Origin of the sequence: Sorangium sp. So ce726 (assembly GCF_051521405.1) — a bacterium.
In the GTDB taxonomy this organism is placed as follows: domain Bacteria; phylum Myxococcota_A; class Polyangia; order Polyangiales; family Polyangiaceae; genus Sorangium.
This window is the reverse complement of record NZ_CP150349.1, coordinates 1652424-1665592: the sequence shown is the minus strand read 5'-3', so window position 1 is coordinate 1665592 and position 13169 is coordinate 1652424. Positions and strand designations below refer to the sequence as shown.

Genomic DNA, 13169 nt, shown 5'->3' with positions numbered 1-13169 from the left:
AAGGCCCCATGCTACCCACGACCAGCGCCGACTTCGACCACGCCTATCGCCGTCCCCTCACCCCGTGGGGAGATATTCGGATCCCTCCTGAGATCGCCGCGCTCGTGCGCCGAGGAGCGCCGAACGGCGTGCTCGAGCTCGGGTGCGGCGTCGGCCGCTTCTCGCGCTACGCCGCCCAGCAGGGGCTCCGCGTCACCGGCGTCGATTTCTCGCCGGTCGCCATCGCGAAGGCGCGCGCCCGCGTGGCCGCGGACGAGGTCCGGCCGGACTTCATCGTCGGCGACGTGACGAACCTGGACACGCTCACCGGCCCCTTCGATCTGTCGTTCGACGTCGGCTGCTTCCATTGCCTCGACGCGACCCAGCAGGGCCGCTACGCATCGGAGATCGCCCGTCTCCTCGCGCCGGGCGGCACCCACCTGATCTGGGCGCTGGACGCGGCGCCGGCCGGCATCTCGCTCGACGCCGCCGCCGTGGGGACGACGTTCGCGCCTCGCTTCGCGCTGCGCGACGCCAAGGCGAGCCGCCGGCGCCTTGTCCGATCGCACTGGTACTGGCTGGTCCGCTCGACAGAGTAGCTCTCGTCGCCCGGATACATAGCATGCTATTGACGAAACGCCACCCAGGATCACCGTCATCACCAGCGTCCAGCGGCGTGCGCGCGGCGCTCTGAAGGTCCCCGGAGGGCAAGCGGCGAGACCCGGCGAGACCTCGCCTGCTGCCGTTCATCCCGTCGCGGCCAGCTTCGGCTTCGCGTTCAGCTGGACGAGGCGAGCGACCTCGGTCTTGCACGAGCCGCAGCCCGAGCCGGCCTTGGTCTGCTCCGTGACGGCCTCGACGCTGTCGGCGCCGTCCTTCACGCAGGCGACGATCGCCGATTCGGTCACCTTGAAGCAGTTGCAGATCGTACGGTCACCGCCTCCCCCCGAGCCGGCGCCGACGATGTTGCAGAGCACCTCCAGGGGGTCTTCCGGCAGCGGATCCCCACGATCGAACGTCTGCACGAGGCTGGCCGCGTTGCTCACGTTGCCCACGAACATCGCGCCGACCAGCTGGCGACCTCGAAGGACGAGCTTGCGATACGCGAAGTCACGCTCCTCGACCACCTGGATCGTGCGATCCGTCTCGAGGCTCGGCTCGAGCGCGCCGAACGACGCTACCTCGACGCCGGCGACCTTCAGCCGAGCGTACAGCTTCGAGCCTCGGTAGCGCCCCTGCGATTGTGCGCCGGTCAGCACGCCCGCGAGCACGGTGGCCTGCTCCCATGCGGGTGCAACCAGCCCGTACGTCACGCCGGCGTGCTCGGTGCACTCGCCGATCGCGTACACGCCGGGGACCTGCGTCGCCAGGGTGTCATTGACGAGGATCCCCTTGTTGACGGGGATCTGGGACTTGCGCGCCACATCGATCCGCGGGCGAATGCCGCAAGCCACCACGACGACATCCGCCGACAGCCGCTCGCCGTCGTTGAGGACCACCCCCTCGACACGCTCGCTCCCGAGGACGCTCTCGATCGTCCGGCCCACCCGGACGAAGATCCCGCACCGCTCGATCTGCCGCCGCAGCATCTCGCCGCCCACGAAGTCGAGCTGCGTGTTCATCAGGCCGTGCGCCAGGTGCACGACCGTGACGTGGAGCCCTCGATCGCTGAGCACCTTGGCGGCTTCGAGGCCGAGCAGGCCGCCGCCGAGGACGACCGCGTTGTCTCCTGGACGGGCGTAGTCGCGCATCCGCAGGCAGTCGTCCATCGTGCGATACACGAAGAGCCCCGGCTTCGGCTCGCCGTGCTCGTCGTGCATGCCGTCGATAGCGGGGACGACCGGCTGGCTCCCGGTCGCGAGGATGGCGATCTCGTAGCGTAGCGGCTCGGCCCCACGGAGGACGACGCGCCGCTCCACGGTATCGATGCGCTCTGCCACGCAGGGCGAGACGAGCCGAATACGGTGCTCGTCGTACCAGGCGGGCGGCTTCGTCACGACCGCGTCCGGCTCGGCGCCCTCGAGCACCTTGCTGAGCATCACGCGGTTGTAGGCGCCGCCCGGCTCATCGCCGACGACCGTGATGTCGTAGCGCTCCTGGGCGTTGCGGGCCACGAGCTCGTCGAGCAGGCGGCATGTCGCCATTCCATTGCCGACGATGACGATGCTTTTCTTCCGCGCTATCACCTTATTTCTCCACCGCTGCGCGGACCGCACAGACCTTGAACTCCGGCATGCGGCTCGTCGGATCGAGCGCCGGGTTCGTCAGGATGTTCGCCGCCGCTCGCCCACCCCAGTGAAACGGAGCGAACAAGGTGTCTGGTCGGATCTCGGCGTTCACGCTCACGCGGAACGTGACGGCCCCGCGCCGGCTCTCGACCCTCACGAGCCCGCCGTCCACCGCGCCGAGGCGCTGGGCCAGGCGTGGGTGCATTTGCAGGCGCGGCTCGGGCTTCGCGTCCGTGAGCTTCTCGACGCGGCGGGTCTGCGCCCCCGAGTTGTAGTGCTCCTTGTAACGCCCCGTCGTGAAGTAGAGCGGGTAGTCCGTGTCCGGCTCCTCTCCCGCGGGGCGATGGTGGACGACGTGAAAGCGCGCGCGGCCGTCTGGAAAGAAGAACCGCTGGGCAAAGAGCCGCGGCGTGCCTGGATGCTCCTCGGAGGGGCAGGGCCAGAAGACGCCCTGCTCTTCCTCGAGACGACGGTAGGTGATGCCGCTGTAGTCCGCCTTCCCCCCGGCCGTGGCGCGCCGGAGCTCGTTGAAGATGGCCTCGCTGTTCGGATAACGGAAGTGCTGTCCGTAGCCGAGCCGCTCCGCGAGCTCGCACAGGATGTCGGTGTCGCTGAGCAGGCCCGGCGGCGCGTTCATCGTTCTTCGCCGGAGGATGACCCGCCCTTCGAGGTTCGTGACGGTGCCCTCTTCCTCCGCCCATTGCTTGATCGGCAAGATCACATGCGCTTGCTCGGCCGTCTCGTTGATGAACGAGTCGCACACAACGAGCAGCTCGAGCTTGTCGAGCTTCTCACGTATCGACGAGGCGTTCGGTGAGGCGACGACGACGTTGGAGCCCAGGACGAGCATCCCACGCAGGCCGCCCTCCGTGCCGATCGCGTCGAGCATCTCGTACGCGCTCTTGCCCTTGGTCGGGAGCGACTCCGGGGTGACGCCCCAGACCTTCGCGACGTGCTCCCGGGCCGCAGGGTCGACGATGTAGCGGTACCCCGGCAGCTGGTCCGCCTTCTGTCCGTGCTCACGCCCGCCCTGTCCGTTCCCCTGGCCTGTCAAGCAGCCATAGCCGCTGAAGGGCTTTCCAACCTTGCCCAGCGCCAGCATGAGGTTCGTGAAGGTCACCACGGTGTCGGCCCCCTTCGATTGCTGCTCTGGCCCGCGCCCCGAGAGGATCATGCTGCTCTCGCTCGTCGCGAGCCATCGAACGGCTTCGCGCAGCGTCGGCAGGGAGATCCCGGTCATGCGCTCCACCTGGGCGGGCTCGTACGAAGAGAGGGATCGCCGGACCGAGTCGAACCCGACCGTGCGCTGCTCGATGTAGTCGCGATCGACGAACCCCATGTCGATGGCGAGCGCGAGGAGGCCGTTGCCGAGCGCGAGATCGCTGCCGGGCGTCAGGGCCAGGTGAAGATGCGCAGCCCGCGCCGTCTCGGTGCGGCGCGGATCGACGACGATCAGCTTTCCGCCCTGATCGCGCTGCTGCTGTACCCATTGCATGATCGGCGGCATCGTCTCGGCGCAGTTGGACCCCCAGAGCATCAGCGTCTTCGTCTCGCCGATGTCGCTCACCGGAAACGGCAAACCGCGGTCGATCCCGTACGCGCGGTTCTGGCCCGCAGCCGCCGAGGCCATGCAGTAACGACCGTTGTAGTCGATCTGGGAAGAGCCGAGCGCGATCCGCACGAACTTGCCCAGGAGGTAGGCCTTCTCGTTGGTCAGCGCTCCGCTCCCGAAGGCGCCGTTCGCGTCGGCGCCGTGGCGCGCCTTGATGGAACGCAGCCGTTCGGCGACGAGCGACAGCGCCTCGTTCCACGTCGTCCTGTGCAGCGCGCCGTCGCGCCCGCGCACGAGCGGCGTCGTCACGCGGCCTGGGTGGCTCAAGAGCGCCGCAGAGTTGAAGCCCTTGATGCACATCTGCCCGCGGTTGACGGGGAAGTCGGGATCGGCGCGCACCTCGACGCCGTGCGCCCCCCTCTCGTTCATGGTCATACCGCACTGAAACGCGCAGTAAGGACAGTGCGTCCTCGTCGCGAGCGTCTCGGCCGCGGAGACGAGCTGAAGCTTCGGCTTCACGATGAGCAGCTTGTTCCCGGCTCGCTTCGCGCGCATGCGCGAGACGCCTGCCGAACGCAGATGGGTTCGATTGTCAACAGCATCGCTCGATCACGCACAGCCTCGGACGGAGCGTGTCATTGCGTCGAGAATGTTTCGTAACAGGCGCGGCCCCACACCCCACGAGAGCGAAGCATGGCGCTGGGTGTCCTGACGAATACGTTCGACGCCGCCCGAGCCGCTCGCGAGCGTGACGAAGTCCGCGTCTGCCCTGAGGAGCGCCTCGATGCTCTCCTCGTCGACCTCGCAATGAAACTGTAGCCCGAACATGCGTGAGCCGAGCTGAAATGCCTGGTTGGGGCAGCGTGGCGTCGAGGCCAAGCGCCGGGCGCGCGCCGGCAGCTCGAACATGTCGCCGTGCCAGTGCAGCACCGGGGATTCTTCAGGCAAGCCGCCAAGAATCGGGTCGGCCGCGCCGCTCGGGTGCAATCGGATCGGCGCCCATCCGACCTCGTAGCACCGCGAACCGTCGTCCTGGGTCATCGCATGGACCGGCGCCCCCGCCGCGAACGCCAGGAGCTGTGCGCCGAGACAGACGCCGAGCACGGGCGCATCCTCTGCGACGCGGCGACGGAGCAGCTGGAGCTCTTGACGGAGGAACGGATATTCCGGCCGCTCCAGATCACCGATGCCCATCGGTCCTCCCATCACCACGAGGACGTCGTCGGTGGACAGTTGGTCCGGTACAGCATCGCCGCGATCGAGCCGCCGGACTTCGATCGTATACCCGCGCTCGACGAGCAGCGGCACGAGCCGCGCCGGTCCCTCGAACGCAACGTGCTGAAGCACGATCGCTCGCCTCACGACGACGCTTGCTCCATGAAACGTTCACGAAACACAGGGCCTCCGCTTGCACTTCGTATCGGCCCTCGATGGTTTCCCATGACAATTATACGTTACATGATGTAAAGCATGCGCGCCATGGAAATGCGACTCGCCGAGGTGGCCTCGTCCTCGGGCAGGCTCGCGATCGCTCGGCTCGGCGGGCGCGCGGTCGCGCATGGTCTCCGGCGCGAAGGGGCGCGGCAGCCGCGTCGCGGAGGTGTTCGCCGCATGATCGATGGAGAGGTACGACGATGAAGCGTGGGCTCGAGTTTGCTCCTGTTGTTCTCCTGTTCCTGACCGCCTGCGGAGCCTCGAAGCAGAGCCCGGCGGACGCCGATACGATCGAGCGCGGTCCCAAGGAGATCGCGGTCGACGGCGATCCGAATGGCCTCTGGTGGGATGACGCGGAGCAGACCCTCTATGTGGCGGACGACAACGGCAATCGGCTCCTCCAATGGACGGACGCGGGCGGCTTTGCGTTGGTCCGCCAGTTACCGGCCGCGTCACCGCAAGGCGCCGGGCTCGGTCAGCTGGTCCGGACCGAGGATGGAACCATCGTGGTCACGCGGTTCGGCTACGGCACTGCTGGCGATGTCGTCTTCATCCCGCCTTCCGGCGAACCAGCGATCGTCCCCGGCCTCGACGTCGAGCGACGCCGGATCGGGCTCACCGTCGCGGCGGATGGAACGCTCTTCGACGCATGGTTCGTGCGCCTCTCCACCGGCGATCGCGCGGGCGCCGTCGGGCGGCTCTCGCTCGGCGGAAGCGAACCCGAGGTGATCACAGGTTTGAAGAAGCCGGTCGGCGTTCTGGCGGTCGGCGCCGACCTCTTCGTGTCCGATCAGGACCTGGGGCAGATCCTGAAGGCCCCACAGTCCGACCCGAGCACGTACACCGTCCTGGCGACCGTCGAGCAACCCGACCTCCTCGCCGCCGGTCCTGATGGCTCGCTCTTCACGGGGAGCGCCGGTGGGAGCCTTTATCGGATCACCTCAGCCGGCGTGGCTTCCGTCGTCGAGTCCGGGTTCCAGCAGGTGCGGGGCGTCGCGTACGACCCGACGAACAAGCGGGTGTTCGTGGCCGACCACGATCCGGACGAGAGCGACGGCCTGAGCCACGTGATGCACATCCTGCCCGTGGACTGACACACGCTCCGGGCCGCTCCGCTCGCGCTCGTCGCGATGGGGTCCACGGCGAGGGCGGGCGCAGCAACACTTGACAGTCTAGGACAATCGTCCTACTAGATCGACTCTCCGCGGCTGCGACAGCGGCCGCCGGGCGAGGCGACGCTGTGAGCAACCCGACGACCCGCGCTCAGATCGTTCAAGCGGCTGATGGCCTCTTCTATCGACGGGGCTACGAGCACACATCCTTCGCTGATATAGCGGAGGCCGTCGGCATCTCACGCGGCAATTTCTATTACCACTTCAAGACGAAGGACGAGATCCTCGATGCGGTGATCGAAGAGCGCCTAGCCAACACGCAGCAGATGCTCGATCGGTGGGAGATCGAGGGGAACAGCCCCGCGGACCGAATACGTAGCTTCATCGGCATCTTGATCGCGAACCGCGCCAACATCAAACGATACGGTTGCCCGGTTGGCACCCTGTGCGCTGAGCTCGCAAAACTGGACCACCCTTCTCAACCGGGAGCCAACCGGCTGTTCACGCTCTTCCGGACGTGGCTGAGTCGGCAGTTCGTCCTGCTCGGCCGGGCGGACGACGCTGATGAGCTCGCGATGCACCTCCTGGCCCGGAGCCAGGGGGTGGCCACGCTGGCGAGCGCCTTCCACGACGAGACCTTCATCGCGCAGGAAGTGGAGCAGATGCACGCGTGGTTGCTGTCGCTGACGACCAGCGCCGGCCCGCCTGGCCCCGACGCTCGGTCAGAGCGGGGGATCCAGGCGACGCAACGCAAGACGACGCGTGGCCGCCCCCGCGGCAGACGTGAGCCGTAACCCGAGGAGCATGCGCCGTGTTTCTTGTCCTTCTCAAGTTCTCCGATAACAAGGGTCAAGCCAGCCTGCACATGGAGCAACACAACGCCTGGATCCGGCGTGGTTTCGACGAAGGCGTGTTCGTGCTGGTCGGGAGCCTGAAGCCCCATGGCGGCGGCGGGATCCTCGCGCATCGGACCACGATGGAGGAGCTTCGCGACAGGGTGAACGGCGATCCGTTCGTCGCGGCGGGCGTCGTCAGCGCTGAGCTCCTCGAGATCGCGCCGTCTCGAGTCGACGAGCGGCTCGGGTTCCTGCGAGGCGACGCGCCATGAGCACCGCGACGATCGTGGGGCCCGACGGTCGAGCACGTTGCCGCTGGTCCGGTACGGCGCCGGAGTTCATCGACTATCACGATCGCGAGTGGGGGTTTCCTGTCAGCGACGACCGCCGGCTGTTCGAGAAGCTGAGCCTCGAGGGCTTCCAGTCCGGGTTGAGCTGGCGCACCGTCCTCGCCAAGCGTGAGAGCTTCCGCGCGGTGTTCCACGGCTTCGACTTCGACAAGGTCGCTCGCTTCACCGGGCGAGACGTCGAACGGCTGCTCGGAGATGAGCGGATCATCCGCCACCGCGGCAAGATCGAGGCGGTCATCCACAACGCTCGATGCGCCAGAGAGCTCGTCGAGCGCGAGGGCTCGCTGGCGGCGTTCGTCTGGCGCTACGAGCCCGCCGCGGAGCGGCTCGCGCAACCGCAGACCGTATCGACATCACCGGAGTCGGTCGCCCTCTCGAAGGACCTGAAGAAGCTCGGCTGGAAGTTCGTCGGCCCCACGACGGTGTACGCGTTCATGCAGGCGATGGGGCTGGTGAATGATCACGTCGAGGGCTGCGTCATCCGAGGAGACGTCGAGCGCTCGCGTGAGCGATTCAAGCGTCCCCGACGCTGACAGCTCGTACCCGTCACGGTCGAAGGCCCCGGAAGCGCGGCGGAGAGCGATGCGTGCGGTCTACAGCGTCGAGGCAGGCACCGCGACGCAGGCGCCCGCGCCCGCGCCCGGGCGCCTGCGTCGCCCGCCCGCGGCCCACGGCTTGACATGACGACATAATGTGAACAACATGTGCTCATCATGCCAAACGAGCAGAGCACGCTGAGCACCTTCGAGATGCCCTTCGCGCCGGTCCTGTACGACGCGCTCGTGCGCTCGATCTACCTGCCGGTCGGCGGGGAGCGTTCGCTGCGCGACGACGTGGTCGCGCGCCTCGCCCTCGCCGGAGGCGAGAGCGTCCTGGAGCTCGGCTGCGGGACCGGCAGCTTCACGACGCGGCTCCTCGCCCGAGGCGCCGCGGTGACCGCGATCGACGGCTCCGACCGCATGCTGGCGCGCGCGCGGCGAAAGGCCCCAGGCGCGTCATTCGCCGCGCGAGATCTGCGCGCGCTCGAGCTCGACGCCGGCGCTCGCTACGACGTCGTCCTCATGGCGTTCGTGCTGCACGAGCTCGACCCGGCGACGCGCCACGCGCTGTTCGTGCGCGCGGCGAGCGCGCTCGCGCCGCGCGGGCGCCTGGCCGTGGTCGATCACGCCGTGCCCGCCGAAGGGGGCTACGCGCGCATGTGGCGCCGCTTCCTCCTCGGGCTCGAGCCGCCGACCGTGCGTGCGGTCATCGAGCGCGGCTATCGCGAGGAGCTGGAGGCCGCCGGCCTCGCCTCCTCCGAGCCGATCTCCCTCGCGCGCGGGACCGCGCAGCTCGTCTTCGCGGCGCGGCCATGAAGGTGCATCACCTCAACTGCGGCTCCTTCTGCCCGCTGCTCGGCGGCGAAGCGGTCTGCCATTGCTTGTTGCTCGAGACCGCGGCCCACGGCCTCGTGCTGATCGACACCGGGATCGGGCATCACGTGAGCGAGGATCCTCGGCGGCGCATGTCGCTCATGAACCGGTGGACGCTCCGGCCGCGCTTCACGCTCGAGGAGTCGGCCCTCACGCAGCTCGGCGCGCTCGGGTTCTCGCCTGACGACGTGCGCCATGTCGTCTTGACCCACCTGGACGTCGATCACGCGGGCGGGCTGCGCGACTTCCCGCGCGCCACGGTGCACCTGTACGCGCCGGAGCGCGCGAGCGTTGAGCGCGCCCCGGTGGACCCGCGCTACGACGCGGCCCTGTGGCGGCACGTCGCGCGGTGGGAGACGTACGAGGACGGCGAGGCCTGGCTCGGATTCCGCGCCGCGCGCGATCTGCGCGGCCTGCCGCCCGAGGTGCTCCTCGTGCCGCTCGTCGGGCACACGCGCGGTCACACGGGCGTCGCCGTGGAGGCGCGCGGACGGTGGCTGCTCCACGCCGGCGACGCCTATCTCGATCCGGTGGAGCTCGACCCCGGGCGGACCGCCCCGTGGGCGACGCGGCTCGCGGCGCGGGTGACCTCCGCGCTGCCGGCCGCGCGGCGTGAGAACCTCGAGCGCCTGCGCGAGCTGCGGCGCACGCAGGAGATCGTGTCGGTCTTCTCGGCGCACTCGCCCGAGGAATATCGCGCGCTCAGCGCCAGGGCGGGAGCGCGGTGACCGCGCGCGTGCGCACGCGCGCCGAGCAGAAGGACGCGACGCGCGCGCGGCTCCTGAAGGTGGCGCGGCGCGCGTTCGCGGAGCACGGCCACGATCAGGCGAGCGTCGGCGCCATCTGTCGCACGGCGCGCGTGACGCACGGCGCGCTCTACCACCACTTCTCCAGCAAGGACGAGCTCTTCGCCGCCGTCGTCGCGGAGCTCTTTCACGACATCGGCGGGCGCGTCCTCGCCGCCGCGCGGTCGCGAGGAGGCTGGGACAGCGTCGCGGCGGCCTGCGACGCCTACCTCGATGCGTGCACGGACGCCGACGTGCAGGCGATCGTCTTCCGCGACGGCCCGCGGGTGCTCCGGTCGTTCGATGACGTCGATCGCGCGGCGAACGCGCCGCTCGTGACCACGCTGCTCGCGGGCTGGATGGAGCGCGGGCTGCTCCGCCCGCGCCCCGTCGAGGCCCTGGCGCGCATGCTCGGCGCGGCGTTCGCCGAAGCGGGCGCGCTCGTCACCGAGGCCGCGGACCCCGTCCACGCGCGCGCGCAGGCCGGCGCGCTGCTCGCCGACTGGCTCCATGCGCTGCGCCGCGCGCCGGGCGAGGCGCCGCGGGTGCTCGCCACCGATCGGCTGACGCTCGAGCCATGGTCGGCGGCCGACGTCCCCGCGCTCGTCGCGCTCTTCGCGAAGGAGGACGTGCGCTGCCGTGGACCCGAGGGCGAGGCGCTCGACGCCGCGTGGATGGGCGGGGCCGTCCGCGCGAGCGACGAGCGCTTCGCGCGAGGCGAGCTCGGGATGTTCGTCGCGCGCAACGGCCAGCGCGCGCTCGTCGGCGTCGCCGGTCTCGCGAAGATCCACGGCGAGGTCGAGGAGCTCGTCGTCGCCGTCGACCCGGCGCTCACCCGCCAGCGCTACGGCGGCGAGATGGCGTCCGCCGTCGTGCGCGAAGCGAGCGCCCGCGGCGTGCCCAGCCTGCGCGCGAGCGCCGAGGAAGCCAACACGGCGGCGGTGCGGTTGCTCGAGCGGCTCGGCTTCGTGCGGTGGTCGAGGCGCGGCGCCGTCGTGGCCTACGTGCGCGCCGGCCGCGACCCGGGCGGCTGACCGTCGCCCTCGGGATCGTCGACGAGCGCCTTGCCGTCGCGATGCGACCCGGGCCCCCGCTGCTGGTCGGGGCTGCCCTTGGTCGCCGGTCAGCCCGGGTGCGCCGGCTGCCGAACCGAGTACTCGGTGCCCGAGCGGAAGGGCACCGTCATCGACGCGAAACCGTGGCGCGGATCGCGCACGTAAGCGACGTAGTCGCGGTAGTCGGCCTTGAAGACGCCGACGTTGTCGGTCACCACCACGGCGCCCAGTCGAAGGGCCGGGGCGACGAGCTTCAGCACGTCGAGGGCCCGCAGCGGAAACCCATCGTTGAGCATGAAGTCCACCTCGCCGAGGTCCGCCCGCAGCGTCTCGGTCGCGTCACCCACGCGGATCTCGGCGAAGGACGCGAGCCCCGCCTCCTCCAGGTGCGCCTGCGCGCGAAGCGCCTTCTCCGGCACGAGCTCGGTGCCGATGACGCGACCGCCGCCGTTGTCGCGCACCGCCGCCGCCAGCCACAGCGTCGAGACGCCAAAGGACGTGCCGAACTCGACGATGGTCCTGGCGCGGAGCGCCCGCGCCGTCAGGTAGCAGAAGGCGCCCTGATCGGGCGCGATCGCGAGGTATTTGTCGGCGAAGTCGAGCTCCGTGCCCGGGGCGTCGACGGGGCGGCCGAGGAGCATCCGCGGCAGCTGCGGCAGGAAGTGGAGGAGGACGCCCGGCACCTGCCGGTCGGCCTCGTTGTGGAGGCGCCGCAACACGGCGCGCACCCGCCCGTCGGGCAGGACGGCCAAGGCGTCGGATTTCATGATCGGCCTCGGGTCCAGAACACACATTCTCGGAGCATTCGCTTACCCTCCTCACAGGCATTACCGCTAGCGTTGAACACCGGAGAATCCCTTCCGACCTGGGGCCCAGTAGGCGACGTTGATGACCTGTTTTGCGGAGATGCCTGCTCGCCGTACCGCCCTGTAGAGGCGCTGGATCGACGGAGCCTTCCCCGTGAAGACGCATCGCGCCTGCGGCGCAGCGCGGAGCGCTCTCGTGATGTCGCTCTCGATGCGATCGAGGTGACGATCCTGCGGCTCACGCGTGGTGAGCGTCACGCCGTTCGTGACGCAGATCCGCTCGAGCGCGATGCGCGAGGCTTCGGCGGATTCCACCTCGAACCAGAGCGCGACGTCTCGCGTTCCCTCCGGCGTCGCTCGAATCGCGGCCGCGGTGCCGAACGAGGTTTCGTCGCCGAAGAAGAGCATCGGCCGATTCACGGCGTCGAGGCCCAGCGCCGAGCGCGGGCCGACGAGGAAGAGCTGCTCTCCGATCGTCGCCGAAGCGAGCCAGCTCGACGCGATGCCGTGTCCGTGGACGTAGCCGAGGAACGTGGTGGAGCCGGTCCGCAGATCGAAGGAGAGCGGCGTGTACGCTCGCCCGGCCAGGCCGGCGAAGCCGATCTGGATCATGTCGCCGGGTATCCAGCGGCGGTTTTCGAGATCTTCTCCGACGAGAGTGACGAGGCGGAACGCATCACCCACGGGCTCGACCTCGCGAACCGTGACGCGGCGCGAGACGAGGCGATGGACCAAGGACTCGACGACGCCCGATGGCGCGGTGGAAGGCGGGGGCACGAGAAGAACATAGCGATCGGCGCTGTTGACCGCATTGCGCAATCAAGACAAACTATGTTTCAAAACGGCCATGGCAGCGAAGCGGCGAAACTCGAGGGCGACACCGATTGTGCGTCCGATGGGCTGGACGAGTCGCGGAGACGTCCAGGAGGCGAACGAGCTCGCGCGAGCCGCCAGGCCACGCCAGCTTGATACGCTCGTCCGAGCTGACATCGCGTCGGGTCGAAGGGGGCCGCAGAGCGCCTCTCTGGGGCAGGGTCGTTCCTTCCTCTGATCTTCGGAAGCGTTTGCGAGAACGAAAGGCTAGGCTTCACCCGCGGAGGCTTCGAGCGTGATCGATACGAAGTACGTGGTGACCATGGCCGCCTACAACCGGTGGCAGAACAGCAACCTGTACGGCACGGCAGACGCCCTATCCGAGGCCGACCGCAAGCGGGACCGCGGCGCTTTCTTCGGCTCGATTCACGGCACGCTCAATCACATTCTGTGGGCAGACGAGGTCTGGATGGGTCGGTTCGCCCAGCGCCCCCACCCGGCGACGCCGATGAACAGGTCCAGCGACCGCTACAAGGAATGGGAAGAGCTCCGCGCGGCGCGCATCGGGCTCGACGCGGACATCGTGGCCTGGGCAGAGGCGCTCGATCCGGCATGGCTCACGCGATCGCCGGTCAGGTCTCCGGGCGGACGCAAGACCAAGGTGCCGCGCACCCACGCCTTTTTGGTGATGCACATGTTCAACCATCAGACGCACCATCGCGGACAGGTGCATGCGATGTTGACGGCGGCGGGTGCACACCCCGGCGATACCGACTTGTTGAAGATGGAACCGTAAGAGCACGGAAA

14 protein-coding genes are annotated in these 13169 nt (G+C 69.0%); 9 read left to right on the top strand and 5 right to left on the bottom strand.

The window, feature by feature from the left end; translation table 11 throughout:
* Positions 1–8: 8 nt before the first annotated feature.
* On the top strand, positions 9–578 hold the full coding sequence (locus WME79_RS06230) for a class I SAM-dependent methyltransferase (protein WP_437533223.1): 570 nt from the start codon (positions 9–11) through the stop codon (positions 576–578).
* A gap of 147 nt (positions 579–725) precedes the next feature.
* Here WME79_RS06230 and WME79_RS06225 read toward each other — a convergent pair whose 3' ends face one another.
* From WME79_RS06225 to WME79_RS06215, 3 genes are read right to left on the bottom strand one after another with little or no spacing between them, the layout of a single operon-like run.
* Positions 726–2165, bottom strand: a complete 1440-nt coding sequence (locus WME79_RS06225) for an FAD-dependent oxidoreductase (RefSeq protein ID WP_437533220.1) — start codon at positions 2163–2165, stop codon at positions 726–728.
* Position 2166: 1 nt separating this feature from the next.
* Positions 2167–4314: a molybdopterin oxidoreductase family protein gene (locus tag WME79_RS06220; protein ID WP_437533217.1), complete on the bottom strand. Its 2148-nt coding sequence runs from the start codon at positions 4312–4314 to the stop codon at positions 2167–2169.
* A 54-nt stretch (positions 4315–4368) separates the two neighbouring features.
* A complete protein-coding gene (locus tag WME79_RS06215) occupies positions 4369–5067 on the bottom strand; it encodes a glutamine amidotransferase-related protein (RefSeq protein ID WP_437533214.1) in 699 nt (232 codons plus the stop codon).
* Between the two features lie 326 nt (positions 5068–5393).
* Between WME79_RS06215 and WME79_RS06210 the strand changes: the two genes are divergently transcribed.
* The 7 genes from WME79_RS06210 (at position 5394) to WME79_RS06180 (ending at position 10722) form a co-directional block, all read left to right on the top strand.
* Complete coding sequence (locus WME79_RS06210) at positions 5394–6287, top strand: hypothetical protein (RefSeq protein WP_437533212.1); 894 nt, start codon at positions 5394–5396, stop codon at positions 6285–6287.
* A 146-nt stretch (positions 6288–6433) separates the two neighbouring features.
* Complete coding sequence (locus WME79_RS06205) at positions 6434–7099, top strand: TetR/AcrR family transcriptional regulator (protein WP_437533209.1); 666 nt, start codon at positions 6434–6436, stop codon at positions 7097–7099.
* A 17-nt stretch (positions 7100–7116) separates the two neighbouring features.
* Positions 7117–7413, top strand: coding sequence for a YciI family protein (locus tag WME79_RS06200; RefSeq protein ID WP_437533206.1), 297 nt, complete (start codon positions 7117–7119; stop codon positions 7411–7413).
* Positions 7410–8024 carry a DNA-3-methyladenine glycosylase I gene (locus tag WME79_RS06195; RefSeq protein WP_437533203.1) on the top strand — a complete coding sequence of 205 codons (615 nt, stop codon included), beginning with the start codon at positions 7410–7412 and terminating at the stop codon, positions 8022–8024. Before WME79_RS06200 ends, WME79_RS06195 begins: the two co-directional genes overlap by 4 nt.
* Positions 8025–8204: 180 nt before the next feature.
* Positions 8205–8846: a class I SAM-dependent methyltransferase gene (locus WME79_RS06190; RefSeq protein WP_437533200.1), complete on the top strand. Its 642-nt coding sequence runs from the start codon at positions 8205–8207 to the stop codon at positions 8844–8846.
* Positions 8843–9631, top strand: a complete 789-nt coding sequence (locus tag WME79_RS06185) for an MBL fold metallo-hydrolase (protein WP_437533197.1) — start codon at positions 8843–8845, stop codon at positions 9629–9631. Before WME79_RS06190 ends, WME79_RS06185 begins: the two co-directional genes overlap by 4 nt.
* Positions 9628–10722, top strand: a complete 1095-nt coding sequence (locus WME79_RS06180; protein WP_437533194.1) for a GNAT family N-acetyltransferase — start codon at positions 9628–9630, stop codon at positions 10720–10722. Before WME79_RS06185 ends, WME79_RS06180 begins: the two co-directional genes overlap by 4 nt.
* A gap of 89 nt (positions 10723–10811) precedes the next feature.
* Here the strand turns inward: WME79_RS06180 and WME79_RS06175 are convergent, their stop codons facing one another.
* A complete protein-coding gene (locus WME79_RS06175) occupies positions 10812–11510 on the bottom strand; it encodes an O-methyltransferase (protein ID WP_437533192.1) in 699 nt (232 codons plus the stop codon).
* Positions 11511–11576: 66 nt separating this feature from the next.
* Positions 11577–12326 (bottom strand): siderophore-interacting protein, encoded by a 750-nt coding sequence (locus WME79_RS06170; protein WP_437533189.1) that lies wholly within the window; start codon positions 12324–12326, stop codon positions 11577–11579.
* 331 nt (positions 12327–12657) lie between these two features.
* On the opposite strand from WME79_RS06170, the gene WME79_RS06165 reads away from it, so the two are divergent.
* Positions 12658–13158, top strand: coding sequence for a DinB family protein (locus WME79_RS06165; RefSeq protein ID WP_437533186.1), 501 nt, complete (start codon positions 12658–12660; stop codon positions 13156–13158).
* Positions 13159–13169: the final 11 nt, after the last annotated feature.

Excerpts from the sequence above, each read along its gene's own strand:
- WME79_RS06185 (WP_437533197.1), top strand. The coding sequence starts at position 8,843 with ATGAAGGTGCATCACCTCAACTGCGGCTCCTTCTGCCCGCTGCTCGGC.
- WME79_RS06175 (WP_437533192.1), bottom strand. The coding sequence starts at position 11,510 with ATGAAATCCGACGCCTTGGCCGTCCTGCCCGACGGGCGGGTGCGCGCC.
- WME79_RS06210 (WP_437533212.1), top strand. The coding sequence starts at position 5,394 with ATGAAGCGTGGGCTCGAGTTTGCTCCTGTTGTTCTCCTGTTCCTGACC.
- WME79_RS06220 (WP_437533217.1), bottom strand. The coding sequence starts at position 4,314 with ATGCGCGCGAAGCGAGCCGGGAACAAGCTGCTCATCGTGAAGCCGAAG.
- WME79_RS06195 (WP_437533203.1), top strand. The coding sequence starts at position 7,410 with ATGAGCACCGCGACGATCGTGGGGCCCGACGGTCGAGCACGTTGCCGC.
- WME79_RS06230 (WP_437533223.1), top strand. The coding sequence starts at position 9 with ATGCTACCCACGACCAGCGCCGACTTCGACCACGCCTATCGCCGTCCC.
- WME79_RS06190 (WP_437533200.1), top strand. The coding sequence starts at position 8,205 with ATGCCAAACGAGCAGAGCACGCTGAGCACCTTCGAGATGCCCTTCGCG.